11 protein-coding genes and 1 pseudogene are annotated in these 18,635 nt (G+C 62.6%); 5 read left to right on the top strand and 7 right to left on the bottom strand.

Annotated features, from left to right (window positions below; all coding sequences use genetic code 11):
* Positions 1–119: 119 nt before the first annotated feature.
* The 5 genes and pseudogenes from ACTJIL_RS11815 to ACTJIL_RS11795 all read left to right on the top strand — a co-directional run bounded on the left by ACTJIL_RS11815 (position 120) and on the right by ACTJIL_RS11795 (position 11,830).
* The gene (locus tag ACTJIL_RS11815) at positions 120–2,885 is read left to right on the top strand and encodes a M16 family metallopeptidase (protein ID WP_440755698.1); all 2,766 of its coding nucleotides are present in this window, start codon (positions 120–122) and stop codon (positions 2,883–2,885) included.
* Positions 2,886–3,035: 150 nt separating this feature from the next.
* Positions 3,036–3,465, top strand: a pseudogene (locus ACTJIL_RS11810) (transketolase-like TK C-terminal-containing protein); the annotation flags it as partial.
* A 735-nt stretch (positions 3,466–4,200) separates the two neighbouring features.
* Positions 4,201–10,368, top strand: coding sequence for an RHS repeat protein (locus ACTJIL_RS11805; protein ID WP_440755697.1), 6,168 nt, complete (start codon positions 4,201–4,203; stop codon positions 10,366–10,368).
* 9 nt (positions 10,369–10,377) lie between these two features.
* Positions 10,378–11,307, top strand: a complete 930-nt coding sequence (locus ACTJIL_RS11800; RefSeq protein WP_440755696.1) for an RHS repeat domain-containing protein — start codon at positions 10,378–10,380, stop codon at positions 11,305–11,307.
* 10 nt (positions 11,308–11,317) lie between these two features.
* Positions 11,318–11,830 (top strand): hypothetical protein, encoded by a 513-nt coding sequence (locus ACTJIL_RS11795; protein WP_440755695.1) that lies wholly within the window; start codon positions 11,318–11,320, stop codon positions 11,828–11,830.
* Positions 11,831–11,927: 97 nt separating this feature from the next.
* Here the strand turns inward: ACTJIL_RS11795 and ACTJIL_RS11790 are convergent, their stop codons facing one another.
* The 7 genes from ACTJIL_RS11790 to ACTJIL_RS11760 form a co-directional block, all read right to left on the bottom strand.
* The gene (locus ACTJIL_RS11790; RefSeq protein ID WP_440755912.1) at positions 11,928–12,437 is read right to left on the bottom strand and encodes a type II restriction endonuclease; all 510 of its coding nucleotides are present in this window, start codon (positions 12,435–12,437) and stop codon (positions 11,928–11,930) included.
* Positions 12,438–12,487: 50 nt separating this feature from the next.
* Complete coding sequence (locus tag ACTJIL_RS11785) at positions 12,488–13,339, bottom strand: DUF3883 domain-containing protein (RefSeq protein WP_440755694.1); 852 nt, start codon at positions 13,337–13,339, stop codon at positions 12,488–12,490.
* 583 nt (positions 13,340–13,922) lie between these two features.
* Positions 13,923–14,735, bottom strand: coding sequence for a hypothetical protein (locus ACTJIL_RS11780; protein WP_440755693.1), 813 nt, complete (start codon positions 14,733–14,735; stop codon positions 13,923–13,925).
* Complete coding sequence (hxsA, locus tag ACTJIL_RS11775) at positions 14,732–15,340, bottom strand: His-Xaa-Ser repeat protein HxsA (protein WP_440755692.1); 609 nt, start codon at positions 15,338–15,340, stop codon at positions 14,732–14,734. Before hxsA ends, ACTJIL_RS11780 begins: the two co-directional genes overlap by 4 nt.
* On the bottom strand, positions 15,333–16,520 hold the full coding sequence (gene hxsC / locus ACTJIL_RS11770) for a His-Xaa-Ser system radical SAM maturase HxsC (protein ID WP_440755691.1): 1,188 nt from the start codon (positions 16,518–16,520) through the stop codon (positions 15,333–15,335). Before hxsC ends, hxsA begins: the two co-directional genes overlap by 8 nt.
* On the bottom strand, positions 16,520–18,010 hold the full coding sequence (gene hxsB / locus ACTJIL_RS11765) for a His-Xaa-Ser system radical SAM maturase HxsB (protein ID WP_440755690.1): 1,491 nt from the start codon (positions 18,008–18,010) through the stop codon (positions 16,520–16,522). Before hxsB ends, hxsC begins: the two co-directional genes overlap by 1 nt.
* 1 nt (position 18,011) lies before the next feature.
* The gene (locus ACTJIL_RS11760) at positions 18,012–18,359 is read right to left on the bottom strand and encodes a hypothetical protein (protein WP_440755689.1); all 348 of its coding nucleotides are present in this window, start codon (positions 18,357–18,359) and stop codon (positions 18,012–18,014) included.
* Positions 18,360–18,635: the final 276 nt, after the last annotated feature.

The following is an 18,635-nucleotide window of genomic DNA, read 5'->3' as shown; positions in this document are numbered from 1 at the left end:
CCGACAGATGCGCATGCGTGCGCTTGCGTCGGCGCCGCCCAGCCAACCGTTCCAGGTAGGGTGCCTCCCCTCCCGCGCATCAATGCCATGGAGCCGTGCCCTGCGGCTTGGAGAAAATCATGCTGAACAACAATCCCTGCCGCCTGCTGGCGGCATCGCTGCTGCCGCTGGTGCTGGCCGTGGCGCCCGTGCGTGCCATTGCAGGACCGCCAGCGACTGGCAATGAACATGGGGCGGCGTTCGATATACAGGTTCCGGCCGAGACATTCGTGCTTCCCAACGGCCTCACCGTCGTCGTCCACGAAGACCATTCCGCGCCACTGGTGCACGTGAACATCTGGTACCACGTCGGCTCGAAGAACGAGCCGGCGGGCAAGTCCGGGTTCGCGCACCTGTTCGAACACCTGATGTTCAACGGCTCGGAGAACTTCAACGACGACTTCTTCAAGGCCACGCAGCGGATCGGCGCCACCAGCCAGAACGGCACGACCAATGTCGACCGCACCAACTACTTCCAGACGGTGCCCACCGCGGCACTGGATTCGATCCTGTGGCTGGAAAGCGACCGCATGGGGCACCTGCTCGGCGCCATCGACCAGGCCAAACTCGATGAGCAGCGGTCGGTGGTCAAGAACGAGAAGCGGCAGGGTGACAACGCGCCGTACGCGATGGCCTCCGACCTGATCATGCGGGCGATGATGCCGGTGGGGCATCCCTATGCGCACAGCACCATCGGCTCGATGGAGGATCTGGATGCGGCCAGCCTGGAGGACGTGCACGACTGGTTCCGCACGTACTACGGGCCGTCGAACGCGGTGCTGGTGCTGTCGGGCGACATCACGCCGGCCGAGGCGCGCGGGAAGGTGGAGAAGTACTTCGGCGACATCGCGCCGGGCACGCCGGTGTCGCAGCCCACCAGCTGGGTGGTCAGGAAGCCCGGCACCTTGCGCGAGGTGGCGCACGACCGCGTCGCGCAGCCGCGGATCTATCGGGTCTGGAACGTGGCCGACCAGGCGTCCCCCGATATCGATCACCTGCGGCTGCTGGCACAGGTGCTGGCCGGCGACAGGAATTCCCGGCTGTACAAGCGGCTGGTGCTCGACGAGCAGCTGGCAACCAGCGTCAGTGCCAGCCTCTGGGACCGGGTTCTCGGCGGGCAGTTCATGGTGGTGGCCGATGCGAGGCCCGGCACCGACATTGCCCGCGTCGAGGCGGTCATCGGCGAGGAGCTGTCGCGCCTGCTGGCCGACGGCCCCACGCAGGCCGAACTGGCGCGCGTGCGCACGGCCACCGTTGCGTCCTTCATTCGTTCGATGGAGAGCATCTCGTCCAAGGCCGGCCTGCTGGCCGAAAGCCAGACCTTCATGGGCGGCGCCAATGCCTGGCAGGCAGGCTTCGCGCGCTACCGCTCGGCCACGCCGGCGCAGGTGCGCGATGCCGGCCGCGCCTGGCTGGCGGACGGCGACTACGTGCTGCACGTGCTGCCGTTCGGCGACCTCAAGGCCAGCGGTGAAGGGGCGGACCGCGCGTCCATGCCGCTGCCCGAGTCAGTGGTGCCGGCGACGTTCCCCGCCGCGGAGCGGGCCACGCTCGACAACGGCATGAAGCTGGTTGTGGCCCGCCGCGAGGGCGTGCCCGTGGTCAACATGACCATGGTGCTGGAGACCGGCGTGCCGACGGACTTTGCGTCGATCAGGCCGGGCTCCGGTTCGCTTGCCATGGGGCTGCTGGACGAAGGCACCCGGACGCGGACCAGCGAGCAACTGGTCGATTCCCTGGCCAACCTGGGCGCAACCTTGAAGACGGGCGGCGGCGGCGAGACCAGCAGCGTCTCGCTGTCGGCACTCAAGCCGACGCTGCGGGAGGCTCTGGACATCTATGCCGATGTCGTCCTCAATCCGGCGTTCGCACAGGCGGACATCGATCGCCTCAAGAGCCAAGCCCGCGCCGGCATCGCGTCCAGCAAGCAGGATCCTGCCAGCATGGCGGGCAGGGTGTCCTCCACGCTGCTGTTCGGCGCGGATCATCCGTACGGTCGCCTGATGAGCGAAACGGATGCGGATGCCCTCACCCGCGAGGACGTGACGGCCTTCCACGCGCGCTGGTTCCGCCCGAACAACGCCACCCTGGTCATCACGGGCGACACCAGCCTGGCGGAAATCCGTCCCCTGGTCGAAGCCGCCTTCGCAGACTGGAAGCCGGGTGCTGTTCCCGAGACATTGATCCCCGTGGCGGCGGGGCCGGGCGCGCCGGTCGTTTATCTGATCGACAAGCCGGGCACGCCGCAGACGGTCATTCGCGCCGCGCTGGTCGCGCCACCGCGCAAGGAAGGCGACGCCATTGCCCGCGAGGCACTCAACACCGTGTTCGGCGGCTCATTCACCTCGCGCCTCAACATGAAACTCCGCGAGGAGAAGGGCTGGGCTTACGGTGCAAGGAGCAGCATTGGCGGCGGCAGGGGGGCGCAGGTGTTCTCCGCGGGCGCTTCGGTGCAGGCCGACAAAACCACCGAATCGATGGCGGAGATTGCAGGGCTGGTGTCGGAGATCACCGGTGCCCGCCAGGCCGATGCCGAGGAACTGGCGGTCGCCCGCGATGACATGAGCCTCGGGCTGACCGGGGCATGGGCGACCAGCGCGGGCATCGCCAGCTACCTGATGGACCAGCAGGTCTTCGGGCTGCCGGAAGACTACTACGCCACCTATGCGGACAACGTCGCCGGCGTCACGCTCGATGCCGTCCACCGGGAAGCCGTCTCGCTGCTCGCGAAGCGCCCGCTGACGTGGATCGTCGTGGGTGACCGTTCGAAGATCGAAAGCGGCATCCGCTCACTCGAGCTTGGCGAAGTGATCGTCATCGACGCGGATGGCAAGCCTGTCCAGTAGCGTGTTGGCTCACGCGCCCGGTTGATCCCGGCGTGCGACGTCGGGCTACTGACGCGCCTCACATGATCCCGTCATGAGAGTTGTCTCTCTCGCCTCCCTTGCCCCGGCGTTGGTCGGGGCTCTTTTTCATCTATGTGGGACTGTCGACCCAAAGGCATGAACCTGTTCAAGGACGCCGGCAAGCCGAAGAAGGGCGAGCACCGCGTGCAGCTGATGGGCTCCGGCACCATCTTCCGCGAAGTGATCGCCGCGGCCGAACTGCTCGACAAGGATTTTGGAGTAACGGCGGACATCTGGGCCTGCCCCAGCTTCAACGAGCTGGCCCGCGACGGCCAAGACGCCGAACGCCACAACCGCTTCCATCCCGAAGCCAAGGTGCCGCGCAAGGCCTACATCACCCAATAACTCGAAGGCCGCCAGGGCCTGGCCATCGTCGCCACCGACTACATCCGCGCCTACCCCGAACAGGTCCGCGCCTGCGTGCCGATGCACTAGGCCGTGCTCGGCACCGACGGCTTCTGTCGCAGCGCGCCGCGCCAACCTGCGCCGGCATTTCGAGGTCGATCGCTTCCACGTGGCACAGTGATCGAATCGCCCCGGTCACGGATAGATCAAGAATAATTCCTAGCACCCTATCCGAAAAAATGTGCGCTGTTACGCTTGACGGGCCGCGAAACAGCGTCAGAGTGTGGCCTATTGCTTGGGAGCGGTGCTGCAATGGCACCGACAATCAGGGGAATCGAATGGAAACGTCGCGGAGCGCTGTGCTCTTCGTCTTCTCGGTCTCGTGCTCACGGATGTCTTCAGCTCGAGCCCAAGACGTCACTCCAGCGCACGCGCACTGGCTGTCCATTTCACTGCGCGGCCGAAACTCTGAAACCTGGAGCAATTCAAGCGACGGGCGATAAATGCGTGAACTGCGGGCTAGCCAGCGCATCACGTAGTTGCAGTCTGCGTCGGCGAGCCTCTGAACAACAAGCCGCCGGCATCGAGTCGGCTGCGAACGCTGCAAGGGGAGCAAGCAATGCAGTTGGGGAATGATGCAGCGAACGAATCAAGTGATGAAGCCTGCGCTCTAAGCGACGCTACTAGTCCTTCTTCATATCGGTCACGAGGGCAGGGTCGAGAAGTAAAAGCCCTTGCGGACGTGCTTCTCGTGGAAAGTGGTCATGAGCCTTGTTCCGCCTCCTCGATCGCGAATGGGAAGGGCGACGGCTGCCCTCCGTCTCGCCAACTGCGAAACTTCTCCACATCGCAGCCGCAAGTCAAACAGAGCGCCGTGGCAGCAGATGCGGCAACGCCGTTCCGATTCCCGATGCTCGGACGAATCGCCGGAACTGCAGTGCTTTACCTGATTGGTGCGCTCTCCATTATTCATGCTCAAGAAATTGGGCCGCGCGATGAGTACGACAGAGCCTTGCGAGGGCTGCAGACCGTCTCGGCACTGGGAGACAACCCGTTCGGCGAGGATATTGATCTCTATACAGGTCGTCTGACTTTCAACCAGGCCGACATTGTGCTCGAAGGTACAGGCCCGACGATCTCCCTCGTACGCACGACGGCAGCGGTGAACAACAGCGAGTATCGCATCGCGCCCAACACGCTAGGGAACTGGATGCTCTCGATTCCGAGGATCGAGACTTTGATTGACAAGGACCTGACGATCCCGAATTCAGGAAGTCCCGGAGAACAGTGGACTGTCTATGAAGGCGGGCGAAGCTACGCAAGGTGCACCAAGTTCGATCGCCCGTCGTACTACGGTCCAATTCCCGACGTGTGGAACGGAATGGATCTGTTCACGGAAGATGGCGGACGACAGACAATCATGAAGCGGGTTCCGCAGAACACCTTGAAGCCGACGATGCTGGACGCGCAGGGACAGCCGATGGTGTTTCCGGCCGTCACGCACGCACATTGGCAAATCGGCTGCCTGCCCAACACCTCAAACGGAGAGGCAGGCGAGGGATTTCTCGCGGTTGCACCGAATGGAACGAAGTATTGGTTCGATCATCTGACCGCGACAGATGCGCTCACAGTCAAGTCCCTTGAAGATGGAGTGATGCTGCGACAGCGCCGGATGTTCGCGACGATGTCCGTTTCCAGAATCGAGGATCGCTTCGGAAACTATCTGACGTACACGTACAGCGGTGACAAGCTTCAATCGATTACCGCAAGCGATGGCAGGAAAGTGGTGCTTTCCTGGAGGATCGATGTCCCGCTCGTTGCCTCGATCACCTCGATGCCAGGGAGCGCGCAGCAACGCTCGTGGGCATACGACTACATTAACCCGACGACGGCGCCGGAACTCAGCACGGTACTCCTGCAGGACGGATCCATGTGGACCTTCCAGGGAATCGGTCCCGTGGAAACCGTACCTCCAAGCTATCAGTTCAGCGCCTGCAACCTTAGAACCTACAGCAATGCCGGCACCACCTACGCGACGATCACGATCACCACGCCGAGCGGATTGGTGGGCAAGTTTGGTCGGCGGGCAATCGTGCACGCTCGCAATTACGTACCCAGTGCTTGTGTCACGGAACAGGACGGCCACCCATTGCCGAATCCTTACGAGGACGTCCCGGTTCTCTTCAAGAACGACGGGGTCGTGCGCAAGGAAATCTACGGGGCAGGCATTACGTCACTTGTATGGACCTACAAGTATCCTGACGCGCAGGGAAGCACCACGGAAGATGCATGTGCCAGTACCGGAACATGTCCGGAAACCAAGACGGTCGATGTCACAAACCCCGCTGGTGACCTCACGCGCTACGTGCTCAACACGAGATATGGCTTCGAGGGAAGGTTAGTAAAGGAGACGCGCTATCAAGGTTCATCCAGCCCTCTTCGCACAACGGATTATGGTTACGCTTCCAGCTCCGAAGGGCCATATCCGTCTCTGCTTGGCGACAACATGTCCGGGAGTGGGGCGTTCCCTCCCTCGGACAACAGGCTGACACCACAAAAGACCAGGACGATCACGCAGCAAGGCGTTACCTTCAAGTGGCAGGCAAACAACTTCGACGTGTATGGGCGTACGCGCGACGTGAGTCGCTCTAGCTCATTGGGCACGTCGGGTATGTCGCGCAGGGAAGTTACGGAGTACTCGGACAACACCGCTAGATGGGTCCTGGGCCAGATCGCCAGCGTCAAGTGCACGGTATCGACGCCGGCCAGCACAGCCTGCGACGGAGATACAACCTCGCAGACGACCTACGATACGAACTATGCGCTGCCGCTGAAGACCTACGCCTTCGGAAAGCTGCAGCAGACCTTGACCTACGATACGACTTCTGCGGTGCTAACCGGGCAGCGAGGCACCGTTCGTACTGTGGTCGATGGCAACGGTAACACCACTACGTTGTCCAACTGGAAGCGCGACATTCCGGGCAAGGTGCTGTTCCCGTCGACCCCCGATCAGCCGACTGCGGTCAGCCAGATCGCGGCGATCAATGACGACGGCACGATCGCCTCGGTGACCGACGAGAACGGCTACAAGACCAGTTATGGCTACGACACGATGGGTCGGCTGGCCAGCATTACCTGGCCGAACGACAGTCCAGCCTGGACGGCGACCACGCAGACGTTCGCACCGACCACGGATCCCCGATACGGTTTGCAGGTCGGACACTGGTGGCAGGTGGTCAAGACAGGGAACGGCCACAAGGTCGTGTCATTCGACGCGCTGTGGCGGCCGGTGGTGGAAGAAAGCTACGACAACGGCAACGCGGCGGGGACGCGCAGCATCGTGGTCAAGCGCTACGATGCGGCCGGCCGGCTGGCCTTCCAGTCCTATCCCGTGCGATCGCTGGGGTTGTATACGGACACGTCCCTCAAGGGCGTGCGGACCGAGTATGACGCGCTTGGCCGCATCACGGCGGTCAAGCAGGACAGCGAGCTCGGCGTACTGGGGGCGACCACCGAATACCTCACCGGTTTCAAGACGAAAACGACAAGCCCGCGCCATCAGGGCACCGGCATCGCGACCACGGCGTCGTACATGGCCTGGGACCAACCGACCACGGACTATCCCGTGGCATTGGTGCATCCTGCGGGCGCCTTCACCGACATCAGCCGCGATGCGTTCGGCAAGCCGACTGCACTGAAGCGCCGCGATGCCGCCAGCAGTGTTGGAGCGACTATCACGCGCAGCTATACCTATGATGCCGCCCAGCAGCTGTGCAAGACCGTCGAGCCGGAGACCGGAGCCACGGTGCAGGGCTACGATGGCGCCGGCAACGTGGTGTGGAGCGCAAGCGGCCTGGCATCATCGATCGCTTGCGACGCGGTGCCCGTCGGCAGCCGCACCACACGCAGCTACGATGCCCGCAACCGGATCAAGGCACTGGTGTTTCCGGATCATCGCGGCGACACGACCTATGCCTATGCACCCGATGGCAGGCTGGCCACGGTTGAGACCAGCGACGCGGCTGCCAACAACGCGCTCACCAGTTACCAGTACAACAAGCGGCGCTTGCTGACCAGTGAACGGCTCCAGACAGGTGGGTTCGACTGGACGTTCCGGTCTGTCTACCACGTCGATGGCTATCTGGCTTCCAACACGTATCCCGATGGCCTGGTGGTGGACTATGCGCCCAACGCGCTGGGCCAGCCGCGAAAGGCTGGCAGTTATGTCGGGGGGGTGAGTTACCACCCCAACGGCGCAATGGCCGGGTTCACCTATGGCAACGGCATCGTGCACACGATGACGCAGAACACGCGCCAATTGCCCGAGCAGAGTATCGACAGTGGCGGCGTGCTCAACGACAGCTACGACTACGACGGCAACGGCAATGTGGCGGCGATCAGCGACGGCCTTTCGGGGCAACGTGGCAATCGGGACATGACCTATGACGATCTCGACCGGCTGACGACGGCCCAGTCGAAGATGTTCGGCACGACCGGTGCCTTGGAAACCGCCAGCTATACCTACGACGTGCTCGACAACCTGCGGACTGTCAGCATGCCAGCCACCCCTCAGACGCTGGCGCGCAACCACTTGTACTGCTATGACGCGCACTTCCAGCTGACCTTCGTACGCACTGCTGCGAACTGCACCAGCGGAGATGCGGTGATCGCGCTGAGTTACGACGGGCAGGGCAATCTGGCCAACAAGAACAACCAGCTCTATGTCTTCGACAAGGGCAACCGGCTGCGAGCCATGCAACTGACCAGCGGCTCCACCCCGCTCGAGACGTACGCCTACGACGGCCACGGTCGCCGCGTCATGGCCTCTCACGACACGCAGGGCACGATCTGGTCGCAGTACGGTCAGGACGGTGTGCTGCGATACCAGCGCAACGAGCGTGTTGGCAAGATGACGGACTACATCACGCTCAACGGCAGCCTGGTCGCCCGCGTCAATGCCGCGATAGCACCAGGCGCCCCGGCGTTGAGCGTACCGGCCAGCACGATCACCGGCAGCTACACCGTGAGCTGGACGACTGTGCCGCTGGCCACCAGCTATGTGCTGCAGGAGAAGACGGGCAGCGGAAGTTGGGGCACGGTGCAGACCAGCAGCGCCACGAGCCGGGCGGTAACGGGCAAGACGGCAGGCATCTACACCTATCGGGTGCAGGCGTGCAACGAAGGCGCATGCGGCGGCTGGAGCAACGAGGGGAAGACGACCGTGGCGGCCGTGCCGACGCTGACGGTGCCGGAGACCAACACGACCGGCAGCTACACAGCGAGTTGGACTGCGGTAGCCACGGCCACCACGTACAAGCTGGAGGAGCGCATCGGCAGCACGTGGACGCAGGTGCAGAACACGTCGGCCACCAGCAAGGCGCTCAGCGGCAAGGCGGCAGGCAGCTACAGCTACCGGGTCAGTGCCTGCAATGGTGCCTGTGGTCCAGCGTCCGCGGTGAAGACGGTGTCGGTGACGTTGCCACCAACAGGCACCCCGACATTGACCGTGCCGGCAACCAACACAACCGGCGGCTACACAGTGAGCTGGACCACGGTGGCCACAGCGACCCACTACAAGCTGGAGGAAGGCATCGGCAGCACGTGGACGCCGGTGCAGGACACTGCGGCCACGAGCAAAGCATTCAGTGGCAAGGCCGCGGGCAGCTACAGCTATCGGGTCAGCGCCTGCAACACCGCCGGGTGTGGTCCGGTCGCGGTCGCCAAGACGGTGGTGGTGACGTTGCTGCCCACGACTCCGCCGACGCTGACGGTGCCGGCGACCAATACGACAGGCAGCTACACGGCGAGTTGGACCACGGTGGCCACGGCGACGCACTACAAGCTGGAGGAGGGCATCGGCAGTACGTGGACGCCAGTGCAGGACACCGCGGCCATGAGCAAGACGCTCAGCGGCAAGGCCGCAGGCAGCTATAGCTACCGGGTCAGCGCCTGCAACGACGCCGGTTGCACGGCAACCTCGTTGGAAAAGACCGTGGTAGTGACATTGCCGCCGACGGGCGCCCCGACAGTGACCGTACCGGCGACCAACACGACCGGCAGCTACACGGCGAGCTGGACGGCGGTGGCCGCGGCGACCAGTTACCGACTGGAGGAGCGGGTCGGTTCGGGAGTCTGGGCGGAGATCCAGAATGGCGCCAGCCGGACCAGGGCGATCAGTGGCAAGGGCGGCGGCAGCTATGGCTACCGGGCACGCGGCTGCAATATCGCCGGGTGCGGTCCGTACTCGGCCATCAAGACGACAGCAGTCACGTTGCTCCCTACGGGCGGACCGACGCTGACCGCGCCGCCGACAAGTGCGACCGGCAGTTATACGGTGAGCTGGACAGCGGTGGCCACGGCGACCAGTTACCGACTGGAGGAGCGGATCGGTTCGGGGGCCTGGGCGGAGATCCAGAACGGCGCCACCCGGGCCAGGGCGATCAGTGGCAAGGGCAACGGCAGTTATGGCTACCGGGCCCGCGGCTGCAACACCGCCGGGTGCGGTCCGTACTCGGCCATCAAGACGACCGTGGTCACGTTGCCGCCCGCGGCTGCACCAGCGCTGACGGTTCCAGCGTCGAGTACGACCGGCAGCTACACGGCGAGCTGGACGGCGGTGGCCACCGCGACCAGTTATCGACTGGAGGAACGGATCGGCTCGGGTGTCTGGACGGAGATCCAGAACGGTACGGGTCTGAGCAAGGCGATTAGTGGCAACGGCAGCGCCAGCTACGGCTACCGGGCCCGGGGATGCAACGGCAGCGGGTGCGGTCCGTACTCAGCCATCAAGACCACCACAGTGCAATTGATTCCGGCCGTGCCTGCGACGCTCAATGGTCATATCGAAGTTGACAGCAGCGAGCGTCCGCCGCTGATCACCTACTACATCAGCTGGAGCGCTGTTTCAGGCGCGACTCGATATGAGGTTCAGGAAACCTGGCTAACGAACACCACAATTGTTTACAGCGCGTCCGGCACGAATACCGAGATCTATGGGCGCGGCAGTCGTTCATACACAGTGCGTGCCTGCAATGCCGCCGGGTGCTCCGCGTGGCACACCCCTGCGTTGGACCTCTAGGTGCCGACCATGAAGATGATCGAAATCCAAGCGCTCGGCCAGCTAGTTCCGCGAGTATTTCTGCTCGGGCTAATACTTGGTTGCGCTAGCGTGGCTCAGGCGCAGACCGTGGAATACATCCACACGGATGCATTGGGATCGCCTGTGGCCGTGACCAACAGCGCAGGGCAAGTAATCGAGCGAACCGAGTACGCCCCCTACGGGGAACAGCTCAACCGTCCTAACGACAACAAGCCTGGCTATACCGGCCACGTCGCCGATGTAACGACGGGGCTATCGTATATGCAGCAGCGCTATTACGATCCGCAGATCGGGAGGTTCTTGTCGCGCGATCCAGTAACGGCCAATCCGAACACGGGTGCCAACTTCAATGCCTATTGGTATGCGAATAACAATCCGTATAAGTTCTCAGATCCTGATGGACGACAGGCCAAGTCTTCGTCTTGTGGCGATACCATTTACTGCGGTCCAGACCCACAATATCGGGACCTTCCAAACGGAGAACGTCCATCCGGTCCATTTGAGCCGAGCAAAACACGGGGGGAGGTTAATCAGAACGGCATGGTGCAAAGGAATGAAAATGTGAAGTCACAAATCGAGACTCTTCGATCAGCGATGGACCTGAATGGACACAAGGCCGCTCCTTTGATAGTTACTGGTGGCGAGAGTCACGTTGCTAACGACGGGCGAGTTAGATCAGTCACCGATGGAAGCGTTATATCGAACCGAAAATCCAACTCGGCACACAACGTTGAAAATGGATCTCGCGCAATTGATCTTCGAGCAATTACTATATCTCATAAGGAATTCATGAGTATCGTCCGCGCGTATACTGAATTTACAAACAACACAAATGATTACAGGGACAGGCATGAGCATTTGGGCTTGCCAAATCGGTCCGAGTTCTCTTGTTCTCCCGGCACTTGCATCGAGCCATAAGGGCGCTGCTATGAAGATGTTGTTGGGATTAATATTGACTTTGACAGCGTGCTCTGTTGTTGCTTCGGACGTTCACACCGTTCCGCTCGACATTAGGCGTGACTTCAAAGAAAGCAGCTGTGCAGAGGTGCTTGATTATTACTCGGACTCCAATGTTATTGAGAAGCCTTACTTGTACGGCGTTGTATCAATAGCTACAGGCACGAAGATCGAGAATGATTACTCGTTTATTGCATGGTGCAAATCGATTGATAAGAATGTCGAGAGGCCTTACGTTCTTGTCGGCAAATTAAATGGGGTGACATGGCCCGGAGGGTGCAAGTTCCCGGTTCGAGGGTTTGATTATCCTGGGGGCGTGAGCATCACAAGGCGAAAAGTTGATTTGGGTTTGTTCGCAGACTTCCAGAATCGAAGCGTTGGGAAAAATACGGCCTTCGGTCCGGTTGTTCAGTCCGAAAGAGATGGCCTTGCTTACGAAGTGTTCTGCCACCGTGGTAGGTGGCTGAAACGAAGCCTTGATTAGGGGATCTAGAGAGGATGGAGGAAATTGCTCCTCGTCCATGAAGCACAGGCCCGCGTCGCTGCGGGTCTTGTTCGTTGTTTGAATAACGGGGCCGGGTTTACTTCCTGTCAGCCTGCTGCCGCACGACTACCAGATCCGTAAAGCCACGCACATCCTGCAGCCAGCCGCGCTGGGAAGCGCTGTAGGTCTCGTGCAGCGCCCGGGGCAGTACCAAGTGCACGCCCTGGCTCTGCATCTCGTCGGTCTGGTTGCCGCTGATGCCCGCTTCCAGCGTCAGCAGGTGCTTGGGACTGATCCGGTCGGCTTCCGGCAGGATCTGCCGCCAGCGGTCCTTGCATGTGCTTTTGACGCCCAGCATCGTCAGCCGGAGCGGATCGAATGCAGGGTCGTGGTATTCCGTGACGCCGGGGAACAGGAAGTCCGGCTTCGAGCGGCGTTCGGTGATCGTGGCACGGCTGTGATGTATGCCGAGGGAGTTGAACAGGTGCGAGAGGTGGTTTTCGAACGCCAGCCCCACCCGGCTCTTGCCCCGGTTCTGGACCGACAGCGAGAAGCTCATGAACCCGTCGATGTCCACCTCCCTGTCACCGCCAAAACCCTGCGACAGCCGTCCGCCAACTAAAGGGGACGGAGGGAGTTATTCGCGCTCCAGCCGGCTTAGCCAGCCACCCGCGCAAGATAGGACGCAGCTTCAAGATTACAAGACGCACTGATCGCACCTGGCAGGTCGAACAGCCTCGGCCGATCACGGAAATCAAACACTCGATACAGGCGATAGATCTCAGCATCAGCCTTGGATCGCGCCAACTCGTTCCGGCTGACATAAAACGGCGTGAGCTGGCCGAAGGTTGTGGTCTTCACTTCGATCAAGCGTTCACGACCACTGTTCTCGAAAGAGAGCACGTCGAAGCCCAAGCCGTCACCTTGGGTTGCCGCCACGTGCTCCACCCGGTTGGCGAGCACCTTCTTTCCGGCAGCATGCAGGCGACGTGATTCGAGTTCGGCGATGAACAGTTCCCCGGCGCGCCCGAGGGATCGGTTGCGTGCTTCCTGGGCGAGATAGTCACGCTTGGCAGGAGAGAAGTTTGGCGCATAGCCGGCCGGCGCTTCTTTGACGCGGGCCGGCTTGGGCGTGGGCACCCATACGTTCGCCAAGTCAGCCACGGCGGCGGCGGTGGCGGGGCGCAGGACGGCCGCCTGCACGGAAGCCTGTAGCTCGTCGTTGGCCAGGAGTTGCGCCTCGACGGCATCGACCAGCATCGCCTGGTAGTTGCCGCGCGGCTTGTAGCCGTCGATGTAGGGGTAGCCGAGCGCAATCATGACGGCGCTGACGTTTGCATGCTTGAACTCTACTGACGCGCGATTCCGGCCGTTGAGGAACTTCATCAGCGCGTTGGCGTGCACGGTCTTGTTATAGCGCTGGCCATTCAATTCGAGCGTCAGCATCCGGAGGTAGTCCGCCACGCAGGCCTCGACCTCCTCTCGGCTCCAATCGATTCGTTCCGCCATGATTTCGAACTCTCCCCGTGACGTGTCCAGGGTAGCGCGCCTTGAACTTCCCGGGAATCGCGGCTCGTGAGACACGCCATTCCTACTGTTCGGACCACGGCTGGGAAGGAAACGGGAATGGATACTCGGACAAGCGCTTTTGAATAAATGTATCGCGACGGTGGCAATTTCAGAACCTGTGGTTGGTTGCTCTTGACTGGGCGGGATGCCGAAGCGGAAGGGAAGGTTCTCCGCTGTCTGGAGTGGGGCAAGCAGTTCGTGGCGGAACAGGTGGGAATCCCCTCACTCTGCCGCGAGCATTGGGAAGCATCGAGTGACGGTCCCTCGGATCTGGACCACGCCTTCCACGAGTTCATCTGCCTTCGTGAGGCGTGCCCCGAAGATGAGGCAGTGCCGACATGGGGTTCTGTCGAAGCGCTCGTCGCACGGATGCAGTCCGCAGCGGGCCGGTGGGACGCGACGCCTTCGCCCAATTGCGGCCTTTAGCGAGAGGTTCCCTGTCTGAGGAATCCGGGTCGCTTCACCCTGACACCATTTCTCACTGACGTCATTTCTCAAGAGGCGCACGAAGGCCGGGGTTTGCCTAATCGTCAGGAAGGGTTGCTCTCTTGCCGACGACCGTTTTGCCGGCCGTTTCCATGACCGTCGTGCGCTGGGTCTCGGGGTCGAAAATCGCAACGTGCGATTGAGAGGCATCGATAACGTAACCGGTGGCGAGCACCTTGCCATCCATGACGATCTGGCTGCAGTTCGCGGACGTACTCGATTCCCCAGGGTCGCAGCCAGCCATGAACCGTTTCATTTCCTTCGCCGCCACATCCTTGCCTGCCGTCTCACCCACGACAGCAGGCAGCAAGAGGACAAGCATCATGAACATGACCGCGACAGGGATTCCAATCACTACAAAGGCGCTGGCGAGGAGGTTGCGGATCACGTCGGAAGCCCAAGCCGGAAGCCCGGCGAGCTTCAAAGCCGGGGCCTTTGACTTCAGCCACTTGCCCAGTACCTCCATGCCGTACATGTAAACGCCAAGTACGAGGATCGCTAGCGCAATCAGCAACGTGTGCGCGAAGAAGGCTTTCATCAATGCCAGGAATCGCGTGCCCAGGGTGTAGTAGCCATTGATTACCAGCCAGTCGCTGGTCTTGGGGAAGTGACCGGCGCTAACGCCCATCTGTTGCAGGTAGATCCGATGGGCGACCTGGCCCATGAGATGCAGGGAGACACCACCTATGGCTGCAGAGATCGCGCCGATCTTCGTCAAAGTGGACCAGTTTGGTTTCAGCGACGGCTGCAAAGTGGTGTCAGTCCGGCTCATGGCATGCCGCGGGTGTACCGAGACTTCGAGTTCCAAGCCGCTTGTTGATGAAGCAATCGGTTCCTGCTGCGATGTCACGGAGACACCCGTACGCCGAGGGCGTTAAGAGTTTCCGTGGTCATGGTGCCCGTCGCTGTCAGCCCCTGTGCGGACTGGAAGGACGTCAGCGCGGAGCGTGTCTTGGCGCCCATCACACCATCGATGGCACCGGGATCGTAGCCATGCGAGAACAGGGCCGCCTGCACGCGCATGATCATCAAGGTCAGCTGATCCGCACTGGGCCGCACAGGTGTCGTGGGTCGAGTAGGACTCGAGTAGTAGTTCGGATCCGTCGGCGCCGAGGAGCTGGGTCGCAATGAGTTTGGCGTGGTGGAAGGAGGAGAAGCGGGTCGAGGTGCCACGTACGGCGCAGGCGCGGTGTAACGATAGCCGCCTCCGCTGCCGGAATAGTGCGAGCTGTGACTTCTGTGACTGCTATGGCTGCGGTGGCTGCTGTGGGACCGGTGCCCGGCATAGAGATTGTCGATGTCCAGATTGAGCGGGGCTGTCAGGGTGACGGCATATCCGGTGTCCTGCTGGGCAAGGCTGGCCCAGCGCTGGATGGCTGCCTGGTTATCGGACTCGTGAACCGTGCCCTGCAGGGCGGAGAGCGCGCCGCCGGCAAGCGTGATTGCCTTATGCATGGGAAAGCTCCGCATCGATGGGAGAGATGGCGCGGCTGCGCCAGCCCTTCGCGTTCCAGCCAAAAACGCCGCTGCAATCGGCGCGCACCGCGCAATCCCGGCACGCGTCCAGGTAATCCTGCTTCCAGTCCGAGATGCTGCGCCGGGCAAAGGGCCAGAGCGGGCGCGGCAGCAGGCACAGGGGCAGGTTGTAGAGGGAGACATTCAGTCCGCGGGTGGCGAGCATCCCGACCGCGGACTCCAGCTGCGGCGCCGCATCCACCGGGTCGATCCACAAGGCGTCGTGGTTGGCCAGGGCGAGTCCGACAGGTTCGGTGCCCATCAGGGCGACATGCTCGACGAAGGGCAGGTTCCGGTAGATGAAGCGCGCGATCTGCGGCAGGCGCTCCACCACCGGCTTGACCAGCACGATTCGCAACTCGACCCTCTGCCCCGCCGCTTGCAGGGCATACAGTCCACGCAAGGTCTGCGCGAACGCGCCGCGGCTTTGCACCACGTAGTCGTGAAGCGAGGCCACGTCCCCATACAGCGGGATGCCCCACGAGAGAGAAGGATGGCAATCCCGGAACGGTGCCGCGGGGAAGTCGTCGCCGAACCGGCGGCCATTGGACAGGACATGCACGTGGGTCCGCGGCAGGCGCGCGGCGCAGTGGCGGATCACCTGCTCCAGCCCGCCGCCGAGCAGGGTAGGTTCGCCACCGCTGATCGCCAGGCTCGGCTCGTCGCCGTCGATCAGATCGACCAGCTCGCACAGCTGGGCCACGCGCCAGTCATCCTGGATCGGACGCGGCGGCTGGGAACACATCAGGCAGAAGCTGTTGCACCGTTCGGTGGCAAACAGCACGTTGCCGTTGGAGCCCCGGCGGTAGCGCGTGGCGATCTTTCCGCGCTCGGGCTGGATCTCCACGACGTCGCCCGGCTGTGCCACCGCCGCTTCGCCCAGGATCGACAAGGCAAAGCGATCGGCGGGCATTTCGTCGCCGGGAGCCACGATGAATCCTGCCCACGGCAGCAGCTCCAGCGTGGCGCGGTGTGCGGCAGCCAACGGGTCCCGCAGGTCCAGCAGCATGCGTTCGACCGGGAAATCCCCGCACGCGAACTCACGTAGCGAGGCCACCTTGGCGAGCCGGAAGCCATCCATGGTCCCCGACAGGATCGCCCTGGCTTCCAGCGCGAGCATCAGGCGGCGGCCTGCAGCGCGGAGGATGGTTCCTTGCGGAACGCCCAGCTTTCCAGAATCCCCCGATCCTGCGGCTCGCTGACCTCCCACTTTTCAAGCAGCAGATCGAACATGCCCATCTGCTTGCGGCAGAAATCGCTGGTCGGCCGATGGCCGATCGTGTCGCCTTGCCGCGCGTAGTGGTCGATGGGGTCGGCACCGCACCACGGGACGAACACGCAGTCGGCACAGGTGGGCAGGGCTTCCGCCACGCCGGCTTCGAGCACCCGCTGCATCGCTTCCGACCGCAACCAGGTGTCCACCGTTTCCTCGACGCGCCCAAGCCGGAACGTAAAATCTCCCATCGCCGCCAGCATCCGCGCCTCGTCCGACGGATAGGCCCAGCCGTCGTAGTCGTAGACCACGGCACCCAGGCCGGCACCCGTGGGCGAGCGCAGGTCGACGTAGCCGTGGGAGAACGGCGTCATCAGCTGCGAGAGCAGCAGGCTCGCATACACCTCGTCCATGCGATAGCCGGCCCGGTTCACCGCCAGCAGGTGATCCAGTGCGCGACGATAGAACGTCAGGAAATCCTCGATCGTGTAGCCGGTTCGCGTCTTGGTCTTCAGCGCAAAACCGTAGGGGCTCAACGGACGCAGGAAGATCGAAGGGAACCCCAGCTTGCGGTACTCGTCGATGATGGCTTCCGGCGCCTCCAGGCTGCGCCGGGTCAGCGTCGTCAGCGCAGAGACCGCATCCTCACCCAATGCCCGCCTGGCCCGCTCGATGCCCTCCACGGTGCGCCGGTAGCTGTCGCGTTCAGGGCGGGGCCGGTTGGCGTTGTGCAGCCACTCCGGGCCATCGAGCGAAGTCGACAGAGCAAAGCCGTGCTCGGCAAAGAAGGCGAGCTGTTCGTCCGTGAGGTCGTGCAGCGTGGAGGCGATGACGAACCGCAACGCCCTGCCCTCCGAGCGGTTGCGCTCGACGATCCGCTCGGTGAGGGAGCGGACCCGGTCGAAGTGCAGCAAGGGCTCGCCGCCCTGGAACTCGATCGTGAGCGTTGGCGATGGCCATTCGAAGAGGCGCTCGACCGCGTGGATTGATGCGTCCTGTGCCATGTCGAACCGGCTTTGCCCAGTGGGGCGCCGCGAGACCTGGCAGTAAGCGCAGGAATGATGGCAGCGCAGCGAGACGACGAAGATGTGCAGCGCCGGACCCTCCTGCAGGTAGGCCTTGCGCGTGCGTATCTGCGACAGCAGCGGTGCGAGCGTTGCCCGGTCGGCGGACGCCGCGATGAAGTGCCGCGCTTCCAGATCCAGCCGGAGCGGATCGCCCGGGTCGATCTCGCCGGCGACCAGGGGTGGCAGGCGGTCTGCCGGTATCACCATCCAGTCGCCGGACAGCGAGGACAGCAGGACGCGTTCGCTGTCCCAGGGAAGTCGGCGGAACCGGAACGGAAGCAAGATGTACGCCGGCTCCGGTGCAAACGCCTGGGCGGGCTCAAAGCGCACCTCAGCGGCCTCTGCCTTGGGGGTGCATGTTGGCCAGCGCAGCCGAGATCAATGTGTCGTGCAGCGCCGCCGTGCGGCCACGGACCAGCTCCCGGAGTTGCTCATCCAGCGCAGCCCGCAGGAACTCGCTCTGAAGGGCGTCCGGTTCCGTACCAAGCGGCGCTTCGAGATGGACGAGCCAATCATCGCCGTCCATGCGGATGGCAACTGCGAACCTGCCCGAATACCGGTGCGCGGCAGCAACAACTGCCGCCTGCGAGTAGGCAGCGGAATGCAGGCGGACTTCGACAGAGCGCATGCGTCCTCCCCAGGCGATGCGACGGCCCATGGTGCGACGGCCGTTCGCCATGCGCAACTGATTCGGCGCCCGTGCCGCCGCCTACTGACACATTCTGTCTAGGAAAAATTCTCGGGCATAAGGTCGGGAAGGAGGCGTTCAATACGATTCGTTGATCGGGCCGATGCGAATCGAAAAGCGGGGGTATTGAATCCAAAGCCGAATAGGACGGGGCTTTGACGGAGAGTTTGGGCTGCTATCGACCCGAAGCGGACATACGCCTATGCGTACGGATCGGCTATTCGAAGGGTTCGAAGGCTTGAGATAAGCCAGTCCTGTCGTACGATA

The sequence above is a fragment of the Luteimonas sp. 22616 genome, from assembly GCF_052044325.1.
GTDB lineage: Bacteria > Pseudomonadota > Gammaproteobacteria > Xanthomonadales > Xanthomonadaceae > Luteimonas.
Note: the sequence above shows the minus strand (reverse complement) of the source record. Positions and strands in the feature narration are given on the sequence as shown.

Coding starts and splice junctions, on each gene's coding strand:
- ACTJIL_RS11800 (WP_440755696.1), top strand. CDS start 10,378: ATGAAGATGATCGAAATCCAAGCGCTCGGCCAGCTAGTTCCGCGAGTA.
- ACTJIL_RS11805 (WP_440755697.1), top strand. CDS start 4,201: ATGCTCGGACGAATCGCCGGAACTGCAGTGCTTTACCTGATTGGTGCG.
- ACTJIL_RS11815 (WP_440755698.1), top strand. CDS start 120: ATGCTGAACAACAATCCCTGCCGCCTGCTGGCGGCATCGCTGCTGCCG.
- ACTJIL_RS11795 (WP_440755695.1), top strand. CDS start 11,318: ATGAAGATGTTGTTGGGATTAATATTGACTTTGACAGCGTGCTCTGTT.
- ACTJIL_RS11785 (WP_440755694.1), bottom strand. CDS start 13,339: ATGGCGGAACGAATCGATTGGAGCCGAGAGGAGGTCGAGGCCTGCGTG.
- hxsC (WP_440755691.1), bottom strand. CDS start 16,520: ATGCTCGCGCTGGAAGCCAGGGCGATCCTGTCGGGGACCATGGATGGC.
- ACTJIL_RS11760 (WP_440755689.1), bottom strand. CDS start 18,359: ATGGCGAACGGCCGTCGCACCATGGGCCGTCGCATCGCCTGGGGAGGA.
- hxsA (WP_440755692.1), bottom strand. CDS start 15,340: ATGCATAAGGCAATCACGCTTGCCGGCGGCGCGCTCTCCGCCCTGCAG.